General features: G+C 40.9%; 14 protein-coding genes. 13 read left to right on the top strand and 1 reads right to left on the bottom strand.

What is annotated here, in order from left to right:
- Positions 1-65 precede the first annotated feature (65 nt).
- A complete protein-coding gene (locus CDW55_RS02240; protein WP_088468097.1) occupies positions 66-1,922 on the bottom strand; it encodes a CocE/NonD family hydrolase in 1,857 nt (618 codons plus the stop codon).
- A 63-nt stretch (positions 1,923-1,985) separates the two neighbouring features.
- On the opposite strand from CDW55_RS02240, the gene CDW55_RS02235 reads away from it, so the two are divergent.
- From CDW55_RS02235 to cysS, 13 genes are all read left to right on the top strand, one after another.
- On the top strand, positions 1,986-2,609 hold the full coding sequence (locus CDW55_RS02235; protein WP_088468096.1) for an alpha-ketoglutarate-dependent dioxygenase AlkB family protein: 624 nt from the start codon (positions 1,986-1,988) through the stop codon (positions 2,607-2,609).
- A gap of 169 nt (positions 2,610-2,778) precedes the next feature.
- Positions 2,779-3,258 (top strand): BON domain-containing protein, encoded by a 480-nt coding sequence (locus tag CDW55_RS02230; protein WP_088468095.1) that lies wholly within the window; start codon positions 2,779-2,781, stop codon positions 3,256-3,258.
- 6 nt (positions 3,259-3,264) lie between these two features.
- Positions 3,265-3,684, top strand: a complete 420-nt coding sequence (locus CDW55_RS02225; protein WP_088468094.1) for an SH3 domain-containing protein — start codon at positions 3,265-3,267, stop codon at positions 3,682-3,684.
- Between the two features lie 212 nt (positions 3,685-3,896).
- On the top strand, positions 3,897-5,147 hold the full coding sequence (locus CDW55_RS02220; RefSeq protein ID WP_088468093.1) for a dicarboxylate/amino acid:cation symporter: 1,251 nt from the start codon (positions 3,897-3,899) through the stop codon (positions 5,145-5,147).
- 50 nt (positions 5,148-5,197) lie between these two features.
- On the top strand, positions 5,198-6,514 hold the full coding sequence (gene brnQ / locus CDW55_RS02215; protein ID WP_088468092.1) for a branched-chain amino acid transport system II carrier protein: 1,317 nt from the start codon (positions 5,198-5,200) through the stop codon (positions 6,512-6,514).
- Positions 6,515-6,596: 82 nt separating this feature from the next.
- Positions 6,597-7,700 carry an Mrp/NBP35 family ATP-binding protein gene (locus CDW55_RS02210; RefSeq protein WP_088468091.1) on the top strand — a complete coding sequence of 368 codons (1,104 nt, stop codon included), beginning with the start codon at positions 6,597-6,599 and terminating at the stop codon, positions 7,698-7,700.
- 65 nt (positions 7,701-7,765) lie between these two features.
- A complete protein-coding gene (locus tag CDW55_RS02205) occupies positions 7,766-8,008 on the top strand; it encodes a NifU family protein (RefSeq protein ID WP_088468090.1) in 243 nt (80 codons plus the stop codon).
- 156 nt (positions 8,009-8,164) lie between these two features.
- Positions 8,165-9,025 (top strand): BadF/BadG/BcrA/BcrD ATPase family protein, encoded by an 861-nt coding sequence (locus CDW55_RS02200; protein ID WP_088468089.1) that lies wholly within the window; start codon positions 8,165-8,167, stop codon positions 9,023-9,025.
- A gap of 92 nt (positions 9,026-9,117) precedes the next feature.
- Complete coding sequence (locus CDW55_RS02195) at positions 9,118-11,409, top strand: NADP-dependent malic enzyme (RefSeq protein WP_088468088.1); 2,292 nt, start codon at positions 9,118-9,120, stop codon at positions 11,407-11,409.
- A gap of 204 nt (positions 11,410-11,613) precedes the next feature.
- Positions 11,614-12,198 (top strand): Holliday junction branch migration protein RuvA, encoded by a 585-nt coding sequence (gene ruvA, locus CDW55_RS02190; protein ID WP_088468087.1) that lies wholly within the window; start codon positions 11,614-11,616, stop codon positions 12,196-12,198.
- A gap of 54 nt (positions 12,199-12,252) precedes the next feature.
- Positions 12,253-19,278: a cell surface protein SprA gene (gene sprA / locus CDW55_RS02185; protein WP_088468086.1), complete on the top strand. Its 7,026-nt coding sequence runs from the start codon at positions 12,253-12,255 to the stop codon at positions 19,276-19,278.
- A gap of 144 nt (positions 19,279-19,422) precedes the next feature.
- On the top strand, positions 19,423-20,088 hold the full coding sequence (folE, locus tag CDW55_RS02180; protein ID WP_088468085.1) for a GTP cyclohydrolase I FolE: 666 nt from the start codon (positions 19,423-19,425) through the stop codon (positions 20,086-20,088).
- A gap of 37 nt (positions 20,089-20,125) precedes the next feature.
- The gene (gene cysS / locus CDW55_RS02175; RefSeq protein ID WP_088468675.1) at positions 20,126-21,592 is read left to right on the top strand and encodes a cysteine--tRNA ligase; all 1,467 of its coding nucleotides are present in this window, start codon (positions 20,126-20,128) and stop codon (positions 21,590-21,592) included.
- The last annotated feature ends 54 nt before the right edge of the window (positions 21,593-21,646 follow it).

The following is a 21,646-nucleotide window of genomic DNA, read 5'->3' as shown; positions in this document are numbered from 1 at the left end:
GGTAAAAAATAAAAATCTCTTTCAACAATTCGTTGAAAGAGATTTTTTTATGTTTTAAAACGAAATTATTTTAAAATATCGGCTTCAATGGAACTGTCGCCGAAGATTTTAATGAATGCTTTTGTATAATCTTCTTTTGTCGCAAGGTTCGGATTTGCCAAAAATTTCTGAGGATTTACAACAAACAGCGGAAACCACGTGCTTGAAATCTGAATCTGAATCCGGTGTCCTTTTTTGAAGGTATGCACCACATCCTGAAGTCGGAAATTCACTGCTGTCTTCTGGTTGGCAACCAATGCTTCAGGCTTTTCGCGCGAGTTGCGGAATCTTGCCGGCATAATTTCGCTTCTTACCATTTGGTGGTAATTCCCGTAAATAACGCCGTCCTTCTTTTCCGCCGGTTTGAAATCTTCCGGGTACACATCAACTAGCTTTACCGCAAAATCTGCATCAGTAGAAGTGGAAGCGATGTTAAGTTTTGCCATGATTTCACCACCGAAAGTAAGATGTTCCGACAACGGTTCTGTTGTGAAAGTCAAAACGTCCGGTCTTCCAACAGCGAAACGCTGGTCTTCGCTCATGTAATTTCTTGGCGTAAATCCATTGAAATCTTTCAAATTGTCCGAACTCAAAACAGGATTATTGGGATCGCTGTAGTATTCAGAAACTGTGTTCGAGGCGATGTTTTTTAGGGTTCCGTCGGCAAGATAAAAGTTTAGTTTTACCGATTCTTTTGGCGGATAGGTTTTGAATTCTTTCCATTCTTTTTTTCCGGTGTCATACATCACGGCTTCCGGCAGGCCGGCGTCGGTTTTAGAATTTCCTTTCAGGTAATGACTGAAAAATTTCGTTTCCAGATTCTTTTGATAATAGGTGGCAATGCTGTCTCCAAAATAAATCTCATTATGGAAATGTTTTCCGGTTTCCCTTGCCCAAGCTCCGTGAGAAAATGGTCCCATCACGATGGTGTTTTTGGCTTTCGGACTGGTTTTTTCAATTGTTTTGTAAATATTCAGCGGGCCAGATAAATCTTCTGCATCAAACCAGCCACCAACGGTCATTACCGCATGGTTTACATTCTTTAAGTGAGGAAGAAGACTTCTTTTTTGCCAGTATTCATCATAGTTTGGATGATTCATAATCTCCGTCATAAAGAAATTATCTTTGTAATATTTTTCGTAGCCGTCCTTTAAAGTGCCGAGTTCACGGTAGAACTTCAAGCCGTCTTCTGAAGTGGGTTTTATGAAAGAATCCATATACCAACCTTCTTTTTCGGCCTTGGTTTTTTGTACACCAAAAACCGGGAAAGTGCGAAAATATCCGAGCATAAATTTACCATTGTGAAGAAAATCGTCGTTCCAAAAATCGGAAATTGGTGCTTGAGGTGAAGACGCTACCAATGCAGGATGATCAGCCAAAATTCCGGCCGCAGTATAAAATCCAGGATAAGAAGTTCCGTATTGTCCGACTTTGCCGTTATTGTTGTCAATGTTTTTTAAAAGCCATTCAATCGTGTCATAGGTATCGGTACTTTCATCAACATCTTTTTTAGTTTTACGTTCAACCTGTGGCGTCATGTTGGTGAAAGTTCCTTCGCTCATGTATCTGCCGCGCACATCCTGATAAACAAAAATATACTTATCGTTCATCAGATATTTGTTTGGACCTAAAGCGGCACGGTATTCATTTTCACCATACGGAGCGACGCTGTAGCAAGTACGCTGCATGATAAAAGGATATTTTTTTGTTCTGGAAATGTCTTTCGGAATGTAAATTGAAGTGAATAATTTCACGCCGTCGCGCATGGGGATATACACCTCTTTTTTAATAAAGTTTTCTTTTACGAATGTGTTATCGGCTCTGTTTTGCGCAAACAACGTGATGAAGCAGAAAATGAGAAGAATCTGTAAGAGTTTTTTCATTGAGACTAATTTTGAACGAATGTATAAAAAAAATCAGAAATTTGATTTGTAAATAATTCTATGATGAGTTTATTCGGAAATCTTGCTGAACCAGATGTTAATTTACTTCCAAAAGATGGAACCGTAAATTATTATGGCAAAATATTGGATGCGGATAAAGCAGATTTTTTTTACTGGAAGCTCTTAGAAAATATTGCCTGGAAAAATGATGAAGCCGTAATATTTGGAAAAAAGATTGTTACTAAAAGAAAAGTGGCGTGGTATGGGGACGAAGGTTTTCAGTACACTTATTCCAAAACCACAAAAACAGCGTTGCTCTGGACCGAAGAACTTCTTGCTTTGAAGAAACTCGTCGAGGAAAAAACAGGAGAGAAATTCAATTCCTGCCTGCTGAATCTTTATCATAACGGAGACGAAGGAATGGCGTACCATAGCGATGCGGAAAAGGACCTTAAAAAAAACGGAGCAATTGCCTCATTGAGTTTGGGGGCCGAAAGAAAATTTTCGTTCAAACATAAAGTAACCGGCGAAAAAGTTGAATTGATTTTGGACCACGGAAGCCTTCTGGTCATGAAAGATGAAACACAGTCGTACTGGCTCCACCGTCTTCCTCCGACTAAAAAAGTGAAGGGGCCCAGAGTAAATCTTACTTTCCGGACAATTGAAGAAAACCATCAGAATTTATAATTAAAAAGATGTATATTTGAGAATAAAACAGTCGGAATATTCCTCGGGGATTTCACCAAATCAGAGTGGCATCTCAGAAATTTAAGAAAACTTTAGTATTTAATTAAGAATCAAACTTGGGTTTTATCTTTAAATTTGATAACCAATTTTAACATTAAATAAATTCACTATGAAAAAAACAATCGCAATGGCGGCTTTAGCGCTCGCAGTATCGTTCGGTTCTATCTCCTGTAAAAAGAAAGTTACAGATGCAGAACTCCAAACCCAGGCTACAACAGTAGTAACCTCTAACCCAACAGCATCCGTTGAAGTAAAAGACGGAACTGCGCACTTAAGCGGAACGTTCGCAGACCAGGCTTCAAAAGATGCAATGATCGCTTCCCTAAAAGCAATCCCGGGTATTAAGGATGTAATGGATATGGCGACTATTGAAGCTCCTGTAGTGGTAGAAACAGTGTCTGCTGTTGATCCTGCAGTTCAGCAGAAAGTAACCGACGCGGTTAAGGATTTCCCTTCGGTTAAGGTAGAGGTGATCAACGGCGAATTAACCCTCACCGGAAATGTTTCCCCGGAACAGGCGAGAAAAATTAAAATGTCGGTCGATGCGTTACAGGCTGGAAAAGTTAATTATAATTACACCGTAAAATAATCAGTTATGAGTGCATTACAGGATAAATACGCAGGAGTAATCTCTGCTGCTCAGTCAGCCGGAGTATCCAATCTTAAGGTAGTAGAACAGGACGGAATTTTATATGTGTCCGGAAGCGCTGCTTCTACCGCAGCAAAAGATGCAGTGTGGAACGCCCTTGGCGCAATAGATTCTACTTATTCCGCTTCGGATATCAATGTTGATGTTCAGGTGGCAGGTTTGGCATCAGGTTCTACCTTAACCGTTGCTACAGAAGATTCTAACCTTAATATCAGACAGGAACCTTCAACAGAAGGTGCTATCGTAGGTAAAGCTGCTAAAGGCGAATCTGTAACTTTGGTAGAGCAGACTTCAGACGACTGGTGGAAAGTAAGGACCGCCGATGGAGAAGAAGGTTATGCTTATGCAAGATATTTAAGAGCATAAATTATTTAAACAATACGGTATATTGCAGTATATTAGAACCTCTGAATTTTCAGAGGTTTTTTGTTTTGGTAATGATGCGATACGGTTTTTATGATGTCTGGCTGATATTGGGCATTGTTGATGATTTTCCATAAAAAAACATATATTTGTAATTCTTACAAAACCTCTTTCCAAAGATCGCCTCAGACGATTCTTCAAAAAAAACAAAATACATGAAAGGACAAAACAAACTGTTCATCGCCATTATCGTTGCGCTTATATTAGGAGTTGTAATGGGCGGGATCGTGCATACCCAGTACCCTGAAAGTTCCGAAGGATTTTCGAAAAACATTAAACTTTTAGGAACCGTCTTCATCCGTTTGGTACAGATGATTATCGCTCCGCTGGTATTTACAACATTAGTGGTAGGTATCGCCAAGATGAGTGATATTAAGATGATAGGCCGGGTAGGCACAAAAGCAATGCTTTGGTTTATAATAGCCTCGCTCGTGTCACTTACGATAGGACTTGTTTTAGTAAACTGGATGGAGCCGGGCAAAGTCATGCAGCTTGCTATTCCTGCTGCGGGAGATGCCGGTGAAGTAGTGGCAAACAGCCAGGGACTTTCATTGGAACAGTTCGTGAAACACATTATTCCGAAAAGTTTATTCGAGGCGTTTGCTACGAATGAAGTGCTTCAGATTGTAGTATTCTCTATTATGTTTGGGGTTGCCCTGGCCAATATGGGCGAAGAATATACAAAGCCAATTGTCCGTGCGCTTGATATTTGTGCACACGCAATTTTGAAAATGGTGGGTTATATCATGTGGTTTGCACCTCTGGGAGTTTTAGGTGCTATTGCAGCGGTGGTAGCAACCAATGGTTTTGAAATCTTTAAAGTTTATGCAATTTATCTGCGTGACTTCTTTTTTGCGCTTGGAATTCTATGGTTGGTTCTACTTATTGTAGGTTATCTGATTTTAGGAAACCGCCTTTTCGAACTTTTACGCAGGATTAAAGCTCCTTTATTAATTGCTTTTTCCACTACAAGTTCCGAAGCTGTGTTCCCAAAACTGGTTGAAGAACTCGAAAGATTTGGATGTAACAACCGGATTGTATCTTTTATTCTCCCACTCGGATATTCTTTTAATCTCGATGGAAGTATGATGTATATGACTTTTGCCGCGATTTTCATTGCACAGATTTACGGAATCGATATGACTTTGGGACAGCAAATTACTATGCTTTTGGTTTTAATGCTTACCTCAAAAGGAATCGCAGGAGTACCCAGAGCGAGTCTTGTAATTATTGTGGCAACCTGTACCATGTTCGGCATTCCGCCGGAAGGTATCGCTCTAATCTTACCTATCGACCACTTTTGCGATATGGGAAGAAGCATGACGAATGTTTTAGGAAATGCTCTTGCAACTTCTTCCGTTTCCAAATGGGAAGGCCAGCTGGATAATCATGGGGGAGATTTATAGGAATTCCTAAAAACTATAAAATTCCATCAAACAGAGAACTGCATATTGCAATGAAAAATAAATTCGGGCCGGCAATAACCTTGGGTTTTGCACTTTTTGCGATGTTTTTTGGAGCGGGAAATTTAATTCTTCCTCCTTTTATCGGACTGAAATCCGGAAGCGAATGGTTTGCTGCTGTTGCTGGATTTTTCACCACAGGAATTATTGCTCCTTTTTTAGGAGTGCTTACTGTGGTGCTTTTCGGTATATCATTTACAGATCTCGGCCGAAAGGTTAATCCTTTTATCGTAACCGTTTTGGCGTTTCTCATTATGTTATGTATTGGTCCGATTGTAGCAATTCCAAGAACTGCCGCTGCGACCTATGAAATCGGGATAAAACCGCTTCTTCCGGGCTTTAATAATGTTGTTTTCTCTGTCGTCTTTTTTGCGGTTGTGATATTTTTATCGGTTTCGCAATCGAAAATTGTAGATATCATCGGAAATTTTCTTACTCCTTTTCTTATTTTAAGTTTAGGAATTCTGGTGGTGATGGGCATTATGAATCCACCTGATGTTTCTAAAATCACCGGCATAAGTACGCAGGAATCATTTGTTTTTGCTTTTCATGAAGGGTACCAGACATTGGATGTTTTGGCCTCGGTTATTTTCGCAGGAATTATTATTTCTGCTGCGATTGATAAAGGATATACCAACAGTAACGACCGTTTTAAAATTACCATAGCGGCGGGATTAATCTCTATGGTGGCTTTGCTGTTTATCTATGGAGGTTTAATTTATCTGGGCGCGCACTCGGGTTATCCTATGTCGGAAAATATATCCCGAACCGACCTCTTGCTCCATATTTCGAATGAAGTTTTAGGTAAAAACGGCACCGTGGTGATTTCATTTGCGGTAGCTTTGGCTTGTCTTACCACTGCGATTGCACTTAGTTCTGCAATGGGCAGCTTTCTTGAGAAATTCACGTTTAGGAAAATAAATTATAAAGTGGGCGTGGTGATAACCTGTTTGGTTTCCGCTTATTTTTCGGTGAAAAGCGTGGAAGAAATCATCGATTATGCCGTGGTGATTCTGGGGTTTGTCTATCCGATTACCTTCTCATTGATTCTAACATTGTTGTTCTTCGGGAAAATTATATTTTCTAAAACACCGTTTGTCGCGGCAGTGGTTACGGCAGCATTGGTGGCGTCACTTTCTGTCTTTCAGTACTTTAATATTTTCTCTGAACCGGTTGAACAAATAAATAGCAGGCTCCCTTTATCCCAACATCAGTTAGGCTGGCTAATCCCGTCATTCCTGGTTTTCTTTATTGCTGCAGCCATTAATTCCGGGCGGAAAAAGCATTTTAAATCAATTAATAGTGATTGATGTCAGTTCAATCTAACTTTTATTCATTCTAAATTACAGAAAAATTTGCGTAAATTTGTCATTCAATTTTTAGTAAAAAATTATGTTGACGAAAGAAAAAGTTCAGTTATTTCTGAAAGAGATAGAAGTTGATGATTTAGTACACAATTTCCAGGTGATGGGAAATGATGTATATATTGATATGACGGCGCATTCACCCGCAATGCACGAAAAAAAGAAACTTGAAGCTGCCATGAAACAGGCTTTTGCTTCAGAATTTGGTGAAGATGTAGTTTTGAAACTTAAAATTGCTTCTCCCGAACCGTCCGAAGTTCAGCAGAACCAAATCAAGGGGAAACAGATTCCGGGAATACAGAATATCATTGCCGTGGCTTCCGGAAAAGGTGGCGTAGGCAAATCTACGGTCGCTGCCAATCTTGCTGTAACTTTGTCGAAAATGGGCTTCAAAGTAGGGCTTTTAGATGCCGATATTTACGGACCGTCTGTTCCTACCATGTTCGACACGGTGGGAGCAAAACCTATTTCTGTGGAAATCGACGGTCGAAATCTGATGAAACCAGTGGAGAATTATGGCGTGAAAATGCTTTCAATTGGTTATTTCTCAGGGGCAAACCAGGCAGTGGTTTGGCGCGGACCTATGGCGAGCAAAGCTTTAAACCAAATGATTCGTGATGCGGCTTGGGGAGAACTCGATTTTCTTTTAATCGACCTGCCACCGGGAACTGGTGACATTCACCTCTCAATTATCCAGGAAGTTCCGGTAACCGGAGCTGTAATTGTAAGTACGCCGCAGCATATCGCTCTTGCTGATGTAAGAAAAGGGATTGCGATGTTCCAGATGGAAAGCATCAATATTCCGGTGTTAGGTTTAATTGAAAATATGTCGTACTTTACTCCTGAAGAATTGCCGGATAATAAATATTATATTTTCGGAAACCAGGGTGCACAATATCTTGCCGAAGATTTAGGAATCCCTGTACTTGGAGAAATCCCAATCATCCAAAGCATCAGGGAAGCAGGCGACGTTGGCCGTCCCGCTGCAATGCAGGAAGGAGCTGCGATTACAGAAATTTATAAAACCGTAGCGCAGAATATGATTGAAAGTTTGGTGGAAAGAAACAAAAATCTTCCGCCAACCGAAGCCGTGAAAATTACAACCATGGCAGGTTGCTCACCAAAAAAATAAATAGGAAACTGATTGGGATTCATGTTATTATTTGAACCTTTAACCTATCAGCCAAAAAATTAAGAATGGAAACAAAACAGGAAGAAACCGTAACCAAAGTACTCGAAGCACTCGAGAGCATCCGGCCGTTTCTTAATAAAGACGGCGGCGACATCGAATTGGTAAATATTAAAGACAATGTAGTTTATGTAAAGCTTCAGGGAAACTGCAACGGCTGCCCCATGAGTTTTTCTACCATGAAATTGGGCGTTGAAAACACTATTAAGCAGTTTGCTCCCGAAATTGTAGAAGTGCTGAGTGTGGAATAATCGTTGGATTTTCAGTAATAAATCAGGCAATTCGTTATTTGAATTGCTTTTTTTATGACCAACTTTTTTTTAAGTTTTCTACACAAAAAATTGTGCGGTAAATAACAAAGTGTTTGAAATAAAATTGATATTTTAGCAGATTAAACGATACAGTATATGATTGCCATTGTCGACGGCGGCTCCACGAAATGCGACTGGGTAATTCTCGAAAATACCGGGGAACCCAATCTGAAAACCACAACACTGGGATTCAATCCAAATATCATTAATCCTGAGTTTATCCTACAGGAAATTGATAAGAATCAGGAACTGTTCTTCCTTAAAAATCATATCGACAAAGTTTTTTTTTACGGATCCGGTTGCGGAACGCCCGATAACAAAAAAAAGGTCGCCGATGAGTTTACCAAAGCTTTTCCTAATGCCGAAATTACGGTAAAAGAGGATATGACGGCCGCAGCCTATGCAGCCTACAACGGTACTCCCGCAATAATCTGTATTCTCGGTACGGGATCCAATTCCTGCTATTTCGACGGTGAAAAAATCAGAACCGATTTGCCTTCCCTGGGATTTTTGATCGGTGACGAAGGAAGCGGAAGTGCGCTCGGAAAACATCTCTTAAGACGTTTTTTCATGAAAAAACTGCCGAAAGATTTAGAAAACGATTTCATCAGCACCTATCATCTTACCATCGAAGAAGCGATTAAAAGAATGTACCATAACCCGCGTGCGAACGCATATTTGGGCGAATTCAATAAGTTTGTCGCAGAACGCAAAAAGCACCCTTATTTTCAGAATATGGTATTTGATGAGATGAAGAATTTCCTCGATTATCAGGTGCTTCCTTATCCCGAAGCAGGGAAAGTTGAAATAAATTTTATTGGCTACATCGCTTTTATTTATGAAGATATTTTAAGAGCCGCAGCCGCAGAACTTAACTTAACCGTGGGGAAAGTAGTGCAGAAACCAATCGAAAGTTTAGTGGATTACCACAAAAAGTACATTCTGGAGTTAAACTAACTGCCGGAAAAAATTATTAATGCAGAGATTTTATTCAGAAATCTTATTCAGAATCTGGGAAACCGGTTTCTGATATTGAAAAACCAAAAATTATGTCAAGCAAAACAAACAGAGACGAGAAAAACTTTAACCAGGCAGCCCTCGATTATCATAAGACCGAACCGAAAGGAAAGATCGAAGTCATTCCTTCAAAACCGCACTCTTCGCAGCGCGACCTCTCCTTAGCTTATTCCCCGGGTGTCGCCATCCCATGTCTGGAAATTGAAAAGGATCCCAAAACAGTTTACGATTATACAGGAAAAGGGAATTTAGTGGCCGTAATTTCTAACGGAACTGCCGTTTTAGGATTGGGCGACATTGGTGCCGAAGCTTCAAAACCGGTGATGGAAGGTAAAGGCCTCTTGTTTAAAATTTTCGCCGATATCAATGTTTTTGATATTGAAATCGATGAAAAAGATCCCGACAAATTCATTGAGATTGTCAAAGGAATCGCCCCTACTTTCGGTGGAATCAACCTTGAAGATATAAAAGCTCCTGAAGCATTTTACATCGAGCAGCGTCTGAAAGAAGAACTCAATATTCCGCTGATGCATGATGATCAGCACGGTACCGCTATAATTTCTGCAGCTGCTTTAATTAATGCCCTCGAAATCGCCGGAAAGAAAATCGATGATGTGAAAATGGTGGTTAATGGCGCCGGAGCTGCGGCAATTGCCTGCACAAAACTTTATGTGGAATTAGGTCTTAAAAAAGAAAATATCCTGATGTGCGATTCCAAAGGAGTCATCAATCATAAAAGAGAAAACCTAACTCCTGAAAAGATCGATTTTGTCGCACAAACTGATCTGGAAACGCTTTCGGATGCTTTGAAGGGAGCCGATGTGTTTGTTGGACTCTCAAAAGGCAATGTAATGACACCGGAAATGCTGCTTTCAATGGCAGAAAATCCTATCGTTTTTGGCTTGGCAAATCCAAATCCCGAGATCGAGTACGACCTGGCAATGGAAACCAGAAAAGATACCATCATGGCCACCGGCCGAAGCGATTATCCTAACCAGGTAAACAATGTTCTTGGTTTTCCTTACATCTTCCGTGGCGCGCTCGATGTGCAGGCGCGTGGAATTAATGAAGAGATGAAGCTTGCGGCAGTTCATGCAATTGCAAACTTAGCAAAAGAGCCAGTTCCGGAAGCGGTTATTTTGGCTTATAACTTAAAAAATTTAAGTTTCGGAAGAGAATATTTTATTCCTAAACCCTTCGATAACAGACTGATTACCAAAGTATCGATGGCAGTAGCCAAAGCTGCGATGGAAAGCGGGATCGCTGGTAAGCCGATTGAAAATTTCGAAGATTACGAAAACAGTCTTCTCGACAGAATGGGTCGCGACGAAAAACTCATCCGAATGATGCAGAACCGCGCGCGATCGAACCCGAAAAGAGTTACCCTCGGAAATGCAGAAGAATACAATGTACTGAAAGCTGCACAAATTCTTTACGAAGAAGGTATTGCACAACCGATACTTTTGGGTGAGAAAAAATACATCAAAGAGCAGATGAAAAAATTCGGAATCGAAATCGATGTTCCGATTGTGGATCCTGCAGACGATGATCAGGAAGAAAACCGTAAAAAATACAGAGAAGATCTTTGGAAGCTTCGTCAGCGCAAGGGCATGAACGAATATAAAGCAAAAAGATTTGTTCGCCAGCGTGATTATTTCGGTCCACTGATGTTGAGAAATGGTGATACGGATGCACTGATCGTTGGTTTTTCAAAAAATTATTCTTCCACCTTAAGGCCTGTGCTTGAGATCATTGAGAAAGAAAAAGGTGTGGATAAAGTTTCATCAATGATGATGATACTTACCGAGAAGAAACCGATTTTCTTTGCGGATACTTCAGTTGTTCAGAACCCGACTGCTCAGGACCTGGTAGGCATCGCAAGAATGTCTGAAATCGTCGTGAAATCTTTCGCTATCGAGCCACGAATTGCTATGCTATCGTTTGAGAATTTCGCCGGAATTTCTGAAACTTCGAAAAAAGTAGCTGAGGCGGTAGCCATACTTCATGAGAAATATCCGAAAATGATTGTAGATGGTGAAATACAGCCGGATTTCGCAATGAATGCCGATCATCTTTCAGATTATCCATTCTCTAAACTGGGTACTACACCGGCGAACGTTTTTGTCTTCCCGAATCTGGAAAGTGCGAACCTTTCTTACAAAATCATCCGCGGGATGAAGGTGGCGCAGGTTGTTGGGCCAATTTTAATGGGTCTGAAACAGCCGGTTCACGTTCTTCAAATGCGTGCAAGCGTAGATGAAATCGTAAACCTTGCGACAATCGCCGTTCTGGATGCTCAGAAAAGAGAGGAAATGAAAAAGTAATAAAGGATTACATAATTGTAGTGAAAAACTGCGGAAGATCTAGACTTTCCGCGGTTTTTTTTATTTCATTATTGTAAAACATCCATGGTTTTACTCTTCATTTAACAAGAACCGGCAAAAAAATATGTCTTTTGTTGGAAAGCTGAAATCAATAGGGTTTAAAATTTTAAAAATCTTATATTTGGCTTCTTCAAAACATAAATAATGATTTATACGCTCAAGGGTATTGTACAGGAACTTAATCCTACCTCAGTCGTTGTTGATGTAAATGGTGTTGGTTATTTTGTCGGGATCAGTCTGCAGACTTCCGAAAAACTGGTTTTAGGACAGCCTACATTTCTGCATATACAGCAGATTATCCGTGAAGATGCCCATTTGCTCTTCGGATTTAACAGTATTTTAGAAAAAGATTTGTTCAACCTGTTAATTTCTGTTAACGGAGTAGGGCCGGTTTCTGCCATCATCATGCTGTCTTCACTAAGCTTGGAAGAAATCGCTGCCGCGATTATTAATAATAACAGTTTGCTGCTTCAAAAAGTTAAGGGAATCGGTACGAAGACTGCCGAGAGAATCATTGTGGATTTGCGTGATAAAGTCCAAAAATTCAGGGTTTCTGAGGAAAATATTTCTACATTTGTAAATAATAAAGTAAAAGAAGAAGCGTTATCTGCAGTAGAGGTTTTGGGTATTTCCAAAAAAATGAGCGAGAAGATTGCCGATCGTTTCCTGAAGCAAAATCCGGATCTGTCAGTCGAGGATCTTGTAAAGCAAATCTTAAAAAACATTTAACATTTGGAGAAGAATAATTTTTTTCAGCATAAGTTTTTTCTGTTATTATTTCTGATGGTCTCTTTTGCGAACACTTTCGCACAGGTTAAACCATCGGACAGCAGTTCAGTAAGACAGGATTTTTCATTACCAAATCCTATCCGTTACGAAGCATTTTATGATGTTCCAAGCGGCATGTATTTTCTGTATCCCAAAATCGGCAATATGGTGGTTGGTAATCCCGTTTCAATGACTTCGGCGGAGTATTACCAGTATATGCTCAATAATCAGCTGAGCGAGTATTACAAAGAAAAATCGTCGGTTAACAATCTTGGGTACCGAAAAGACCAAACCGATGCAGAGAAAAAAGGACTCCTTCCGAGTCTGAATATCAAGAACAGACTTTTCGAATCCATATTCGGCGGTAATAAAATCGAAATTATTCCACAGGGTTTCGCGTCTTTCGATATTGGTGGGCTTTACCAGAAAATTGACAATCCTTTAATCTTACCTCAGAACAGAACCAATTTTGCGATTGATATTCAGCAACGGATTCAGTTGGGGTTATTAGGTAAAGTAGGTGAAAATCTGCAACTTAAGGCTAATTACGACACTCAAAGTGGGTTCGCTTTCGAAAACCGGATGAATCTGGTGTGGCAGGCAAAAGGAACCTGGAAGGATCTGCAAAGCAAAGGTTTAAATGATAAAACAACCGGCGGGGAAGATAAAATTATTAAAAGAGTAGAGTTCGGTAATGTCAATATGCCGCTTTCTACAAGTCTTATTCGTGGTTCCGAATCACTGTTTGGTTTAAAGACTGAATTTCAGTTGGGTAAAACCACCGGAACAGTTGTGTTTTCCCAGCAACAGGGAGAAGCACGTAACATTATCGCACAGGGCGGTGGTGTAATGAATACGTTCAAACTCAACGCAATCGATTATGAAGATAATCAGCATTACTATCTTGGGCATTATTTCCTTAATTCTTACGATAATGCATTGCTTAATTATCCTCAGATCAATTCCAGAATCAGTATTACAAGGATTGAAGCCTGGGTTTTGGATCAGGGTTCGGGTAATCTTCAGGATCAGAAGGGAATTTTAGGGATCCGTGATTTGGGTGAAGGGGTTTCGGGTTTTCCCGACAACTCGCAGAATAATCTTTATCAGGGAATCGTAAGTCTTGGGTCCGGTATACGGGACATCAATACTGCTTACAATGCGATTAATGGGCAGTCTTTTCCAAATGCCGGCGGTTCTCCGGAGACTTATACTGATGGGGAGCAGTTTATTTTCAACAGAAAAGCCAGAAAGCTTAACCAGAATGAATTCAGATTTCATCCGCAGTTGGGATATTTGTCACTCAACCAGAGGCTTAACGATAATCAGCTGTTAACCGTCGCTTATACCTACACGCTGAACGGCGACAATAAAGTGTATAAAGTGGGTGAGTTTTCGGAAGAAAGTCCGGTGCTCATCACGAAGCTTTTGAAATCGAATACCAAAACAACGACGACTACGCCGATGTGGGATTTGATGATGAAGAATATTTATGCATTAAATTCGAACGACATCAGCCAGGACGGATTTTTACTGAATGTTTATCTAAGAGATCCCCAGAACGGAAAAGTAAATTATCTGCCAAATACGCCGGTGCAGGATATTAATCTCCTGAAACTTTTCAATTGGGATCGTCTCAATATGAATAACGATTTACAGCAGAACGGAACAACAACCGGAGACGGAATTTTCGATTTTGTTCCGGGAATTACCGTAGATCCGGAAAACGGAAAAATTATTTTTACGAAGGCGAAACCTTTCGGTGCGTATTTACAGAGTGTCTTAGGAAGCAGTGACCCGAAATTTGTCTTCAACGAACTTTATAACCAGTTCAAAAATGTTGCATCCGAAAACCGCCTGGCTTTAGGATATACGCTCGAAGGCCGTTATAAAGGTTCGCAGGGTACCGGGATTTCTTTAGGCGCGATTAATGTGCCGCAGGGATCGGTGAAAGTTACGGCAAACGGCGTACAGCTTCAGGAAGGGATTGATTATACGGTAGATTATATGCTCGGAACGGTGAATATAATTAATGAAACCGTGAAACAGTCTGGCCAGGCGATTAATATTTCCCTGGAAAACCAACTGACTTTCAATACCCAGAGAAAAAGATTTTTAGGCCTTAATTTGGAGCGAAAGTTCAATGAACATTTAACGATCGGCGGAACCGTGGTAAATTACTCCGAAACTCCATTAACCCAAAAGGTAAACTTCGGTCAGGAAGCCGTGAACAATACCATGGCAGGCTTCAATGTTTTATATAATAATGAGCTGCCTTTCCTTACTCGGCTTACCGATAAAATACCGTTTGTAAATACCGAAGCTCCGTCAAACTTCAGTTTTTTGGCGGAAGGCGCTTACCTGATTCCGGGGCAGAACAAAGGCATTGGCGACCAGTCTTACATCGACGATTTCGAACAGACAACATCCAAGATCTCTTTAAAGGAACCTGCCATGTGGAGTTTGGCTTCTAAGCCTGAGAAAAATCCGGAGCCATATTTTTCGAATTCAACTTTAAATGATAACCTGGCACATGGCAACGGAAGAGGTTTAATGACTTGGTACAACATCGACCCAAGATTTTACGGAATTGGTGGCAAAGCACCCAACGGAATCAATGCTCAGGCGGTTTCAAATCATGCTTCAAGAAGGGTTCAGACTCAGGAATTATACAATTCGCGGGATTTCGTTGCGGGCGAGCAGCTTTATACCAACACGTTCGATATTACTTATTTCCCGACCGAGAGAGGACCTTATAACTTAAACCCGAACAGCGAAAGCACCCAAGAACGATGGGCGGGATTGATGCGTCCGATTTCGGTATCCAATTTTATCAACTCAAACATTGAATACGTTGAATTCTGGATGATGGATCCTTATGCGGACGGAAACAATCTGGGTGCAAATCCTAAACTTTTGCTTCAGTTAGGAAACGTGTCAGAAGATGTACTTAAAGACGGAAAACTGCAGTACGAAAACGGCTTGCCGACTCCGAATGTTCCGGCAAATACAACGACAACAAACTGGGGAAATCAGCCGAACCAATTCCCGATTCTGTACGCTTTTTCTACTGAAAATGAAGAAAGAACCGCTCAGGATTTAGGTTACGACGGTTTGGATGCCCAGGGTGAAGCAGCGAAATTCGGAACCACCTTCTTTAATCCTGTACTTAATACTCCGGATCCGGCTTCCGATGATTTTGTATTTTACCTTTCAGATAAATTCCAGGGAGCACAGGCTTCTTCGCTTACGGAACGTTATAAATATTTCCGTAATCCGGAAGGAAACTCCCAGAGCAACACCTTGGAAGTGGCCACACAGACTCCTGATGCAGAAGATGTAAACCGCGATTACAATTTAGATCAGAACGAAAATTATACCCAATACACCATTAACCTCGACAAATCCAGCCTTGCTGTAGGACAGAAATTTATTGTTGATGAAAAGGAGGTGGAAGTAAAATTCCAGAACGGGCAAACCGGATCCAATAAATGGTATCTTTTCCGAGTACCGGTTTCTCAGTTTGATCAGGGAGCCAATGAAGGAGGCGTAAAAGACCTTTCAATCCTCAACAATGTCCGTTTTGCAAGAATGCTTTTAACAGGATTTGACCAAACTGCAACACTCCGTTTCGGAACTTTGGATTTGGTAAGAAGCGACTGGAGAAAATACACCAAAGATATTGCAACCAATACTACAGATACTGAAGGTGTAAATCCTGTAGACAACAAAAACCTCGATGTGGGTAGTGTAAACCTGGAGGAAAACGGTTTAAACCAACCGCCTTACGTACTTCCTCCGGGAATCGAAAGACAGGTTTTAAGTGGAAATGCGGGTGCTCAAAGACAAAATGAAGCGTCGCTTTATATGAAAACCGCGCCGATTGAGCCTAAGACTGCTCGCGGGGTTTTCAAAAATGTGGCTTTAGATATGAGACGCTACAAAAATCTTGAACTTTTTGTACATGCTGAGGACGTAAGAGCAGGTGCGCAGAGCAACGGTTTGGACCCGAACGCTAAATTCTTCATCCGTTTCGGTAGTGACGCGACCGATAACTATTACGAATACGAAACCTCTCTAACTTACACTCCGAAAAATGCAACTTCGCCAATGGAAATCTGGCCAGCGGAAAACTCAGTGGATATTCTGATTCAGAATTTTGTGGATGCGAAACTTCGTCGTGACGGCAATTCTCAAATTCAGATTGATGACAGAACGGAGGATGTTGAATATTCCGCTCTTGATCCTAACAAGAAAATCTTCATTAAAGGTCGGCCAAGTTTAGGAAATGTAACCACGATTATGCTCGGTGTGCGGAACAAGGATGAGGTGAATTCTAAAGACCTTGTACTTTGGGTGAATGAGATCCGTCTTTCTGAAATCGAGAACAAAGGCGGTTATGCCGGGAATGCAAGTGTTAACTTTAACCTGGGGGATTTTGCTTTAGTAAATGCAAATGCTTCTTACTCTACAATCGGTTTTGGCGGAATTTCACAAAAACCGGCCGAAAGGGCACAGTCTACACTGTCAGCATTTAATGTAAATACGACGGTGAATGTAGATAAATTCCTGCCTGAAAAAGTGGGAATGAAGATTCCTGTAAATTATTCTTACACCCAAACCATCGAAGATCCGAAATACAATCCGCTGGATAATGATGTAACTTTCGAAGAGGCACCAAACAAAGATCAGCTGAAGAAAGTGGCAAGAACTTATACCCAGCAGAGAAGCATCGGTGTGGTAAACATGCGCAAAGAAAGAATGGATTCCAACAAAAAACCTAAGTTTTACGATGTGGAAAACCTTTCGTTAACTACGGTGTACAACGATGATTATTACCGAGATGTTTACACGAAGAAAAATTACCGCCAGTATTTAAGAGGCTATATTGATTACAATTATAACTTCAAACCGTGGGTGCTGAGACCGTTTAATAAAATAGTGAGCGACACTGCGAAATCGTATAAATATTTGCGATTTATAAAAGAAGTGAACTTCAATCCGGTTCCTACAAGATTTTCGTTCAGAACTGAAATCGACAGAAATTATAACGAACTTGAATTCCGTAATATTGAAGCGATTCTTAACGGAAATACAGGTCAGGATTTTGATGTGATCAGAAACAGAAACTTCTATTTCGGCTGGCAATACGGTTTAGGATTTAATTTCACGAAATCTTTAAAACTGGAAATCAATTCAGCAATGCGTACGCTGAATGACAATTTGAGTGTAAATGACATGAACACCAAATCGATTTTCGCAGACCCATTCCGTGCCGGAAGACCGGTACTTTACAACCACCGTGTTCAGCTGAATTACCGTTTCCCATTCGAGTATTTGCCTTATCTCGACTTTATTAACGCGGAGCTTGGTTACGGATTTACCTATAACTGGAATGCGAGAAGTACCGTGATGACAGGATTTGTGAACCCAGAAACCAATGTTACCGAAAGTTTGGGAAGTATTGGCCAGAATACCAATAATATTGTAGCAACTTCGAGCGTTGATATTCCTAAATTCTTCGGTAAGTTCAAGTATTTCCAGAACATCAATACCAAAATGCAGAAACGTAAACAGGAAATCGATTCCCTGAACAATGTATACAATTTGGCCTGGCAAAAGAAAAACGCGAAAAGAAACTTTAAGTCTTATAAATTCAAGAATAAACTGAATCCGGTTCAGAGCATTGCCTATGCTTTAACTTCGATCAAGCAGCTTGATGTTTCCTATAACGAAAACAACGGAACCGTGCTTCCGGGCTTGCTTTCAGCACCAAACTGGTACGGTTACGGGCAGACTTTGGGTGGACCGACTTATGGTTTCCTTCTTGGGTCGCAGGCAGATATCCGCAGAACAGTGATTGAAAACGGCTGGCTTTCGAATTCGCCTTACATGAATGATCCGTACACGCAGCTGAAGAACCGAAATTTCCTTGCAAATGTTCAGATTATGCCGGTGAATGATTTCAGAATTGATGTGAATTTCCTGAAGAATTATAACAGCAATTTCATCCAGGGCGGTTATAACGTTGATGCAGATTCTAACCCAGCGAACGGATTCCAGTTCTCTTTCGGTACCGATATGATTTCGTATTCCAGAACTGCGTGGACATTCAAAACTGCATTTACCGACGGGAAAAGTATTTACGATACCATGTACGAAAACGCCAGACAGATTTATTTGCAGACGGGAGGCGTATACAATCCGGTTGATTTTGCCAGCGGAAAAGGTTTAGGTGATGCCTATATTTTGATTCCTGCATTCCAGGCTGCCGTAGAAGGCAAAACGGTGAACGGAGAACTTACGGATCCAAAAAAATCTGGCTTCCCGCTGCCGAACTGGCGTGTAACGTATTCCGGACTGAAGAATATTCCTTTCGTAAACAGCCAGTTCTCGAAATTCGATATCCTTCACGGTTACAGTTCTACCTACACGGCTTCAGGAATCCAGTCGAGTGTGGATTATTATAATGTTCAGAATAATCCAACAGCACCGCAGACTGATGCTTTCGGAAACGAGTTCAACCCGTATACGTTCTCGCAAGTCGGTTATGTGGAAGCTTTCGCACCGCTGATCGGAGCCGATGTTACCATGAGAAACAACATGCAGTTCCGTGCGCAGTATAACCGCGACCGTATGTTTATGTTAGGTCTTGTGAACCATACGCTTACCGAAGATGCGGGCAACGAATATATTTTTGGATTTGGATATATCCTGAAAGACCTTAAAATGAAGATGAACTTTAAAGGAAAAGAAAGAACCCTGAAAAGCGACCTGAACATCCGCGGAGATTTCTCCCTGAGAGACAGCCAGACCAGAATCACCAATATCCTTCAGAACGATTCGCAGGTAACAGGCGGTCAACGGATGATGAGTATCAAACTTTCGGCGGATTACAACATGTCGCAGAATTTCAACATCAGATTCTTCTATGACCAGTTGTTGACCAAATACAAAATCTCTACAGCCTTCCCGCTGTCTACGGTACGGGCCGGTTTAACGGCGACATTTACCTTTGCCGGAAGCGGTGGCGGTTTCTAAAAAGATTAAAACTCAGAATTACGGTTCTGAGTTTTTTATTTAAAGAAATCTAAACTATAATTGAAAATCGGTGTGGCGCCTGGTGTTAAACTAATTACAAAAATCAAAAATTAAATCCCTAATTTTGTGGTTTCATTAAAAGTTATGAATCACGATATAGATAACGACGACGACCTGTTTACGGGCAAAGATCACACGCCGTTGCGGCCAGATGCTTTCGAAAAATCCCCACAGGAAAAAATAGAAATCATTCAGCACCATTTTCATCAGATTATGGAGACTTTAGGAATGGATATGAACGACGATTCACTGAAGGATTCCCCGAAAAGGGTGGCCAAAATGTATGTGAATGAGATTTTCGGTGGACTGCTCCCGGAAAACAAACCCGGAATTTCTACCTTTTCGAATAAGTATAAGTACCGACAGATGCTGGTGGAGAAAGACATTACGGTGTATTCATTCTGTGAACATCATTTTCTGCCAATCATCGGGAAAGCGCATGTTGCCTATATTTCGAACGGCGAAGTAATCGGTCTGTCAAAAATCAACAGGATTGTAGATTATTACTCCAAACGTCCGCAGGTTCAGGAACGACTCACAATGCAGATTGTAGATGCCCTGAAAACGGCTTTAGGAACAAAGGATGTAGCCTGTATCATCGACGCGAAACACCTTTGTGTGAATTGCCGCGGTATTAAAGACACTGCAAGTTCTACGATTACAGCAGAACTCAGCGGAATTTTCAGAACCAATCCGATTACAAGACAGGAGTTCCTGCATTACGTAGGCAGTCACGCAAAATTTGATTAACAGATTCAAATATTACCTTTTAAACCACATTCTTAAAATGGAACTTAAAATATACAACTCACTTTCCGGCGAAAAGGAAATCTTCAAACCCATCCACGATAAAAATGTCGGGATGTATGTCTGCGGGCCTACGGTTTACAGCAATGTTCACCTCGGAAATGTGCGTACCTTTATGTCTTTCGATTTTATTTACCGCTCACTTGTTCATTTGGGTTATAAAGTTCGGTATGTAAGAAATATTACCGATGCAGGACATTTAACCGACGACGGCGATGTAGATAACGACCGTTTTGTGAAACAGTCGCGTCTCGAAAAGCTGGAACCCATGGAAATCGTTCAGAAATATACCGTAGATTTTCATAAAGTTTTAGATACCTTCAATCTGCTTCCGCCAACAATTGAGCCTACAGCAACAGGACATATCCTGGAACAGATTGAGCTGACCCAGAAGTTACTGGACAAAGGTTTTGCGTACGAAAGCAACGGTTCTGTTTATTTTGATGTTTTGGAGTATAACAGCCGCGGCTTGAATTACGGCGAACTTTCACGACGAAATATTGAAGAACTTTTTGCAAATACCCGCGATCTGGATGGACAGAACGAAAAGAAAAATCCTCAGGATTTCGCACTTTGGAAAGCTGCTTCTCCGGCACATATCATGCGCTGGAACTCTCCCTGGGGCGAAGGCTTTCCTGGCTGGCATCTGGAATGTACTGCCATGTCGACGAAGTATTTAGGTGAAAAATTCGACATTCACGGAGGTGGCATGGATCTTAAATTTCCTCACCACGAATGTGAAGTGGCACAAGGCAAAGCCTGCAACGGTACTGAACCCGTAAATTATTGGTTACACGCGAATATGCTTACAATGAACGGACAGCGGATGAGTAAATCTACAGGAAATTATATCCTCCCGATGGAACTTGTTTCCGGTAAAAACGATTTTTTCGAAAAGCCTTTCCATCCGGCGATTGTACGTTTTAATTTTTTACAGGCGCATTACCGCAGCGTTCTCGATATATCCAACGAAGCCATGGTGGCAAGCGAAAAAGGTTTTCAACGATTGATGGAAGCCATGAAAATTGTTTCAGGATTTGCGTTTAAAATGTCAGATTCTTCAAGTTTCGACATATCTGCCTGGAAAGAAAAATGCTACGCAGCGTTGACGGATGATTTTAACTCCCCGATTCTTATTTCATATCTATTCGAAGCGGTGAACTTTATCTTTAAACTTAAAGATGAGAAAGAAACCATTAATGAAGCTGATTTAAAAGAACTTCAACAGCTGATGAACGGCTTTGTGTTTGATGTTTTGGGACTTCAGAATGTTGAGGAGAATAACAATGAAAAACTCGATCAAACTTTGCAGGTTTTAATTGAACTTAGAAATCAGGCCAGAAAATCCAAAAATTTCGAACTTTCGGACCAGATCCGTGACCGCTTGTTGGCCGAAGGTATTGAACTGAAAGACGGAAGAGACGGAACGACGTATTCTCTGAATTAATTCTAAAAAAATACAGTTTATAAACCTTTTTGGCTCAGCGCCGGAAAGGTTTTT

Origin of the sequence: Chryseobacterium sp. VAUSW3, assembly GCF_002205795.1 — a bacterium.
GTDB classification, from domain to species: Bacteria; Bacteroidota; Bacteroidia; order Flavobacteriales; family Weeksellaceae; genus Kaistella; species Kaistella yananensis.
The sequence above is the reverse complement of the archived record's forward strand: the minus strand, read 5'-3'. Positions and strand labels throughout refer to the sequence as shown.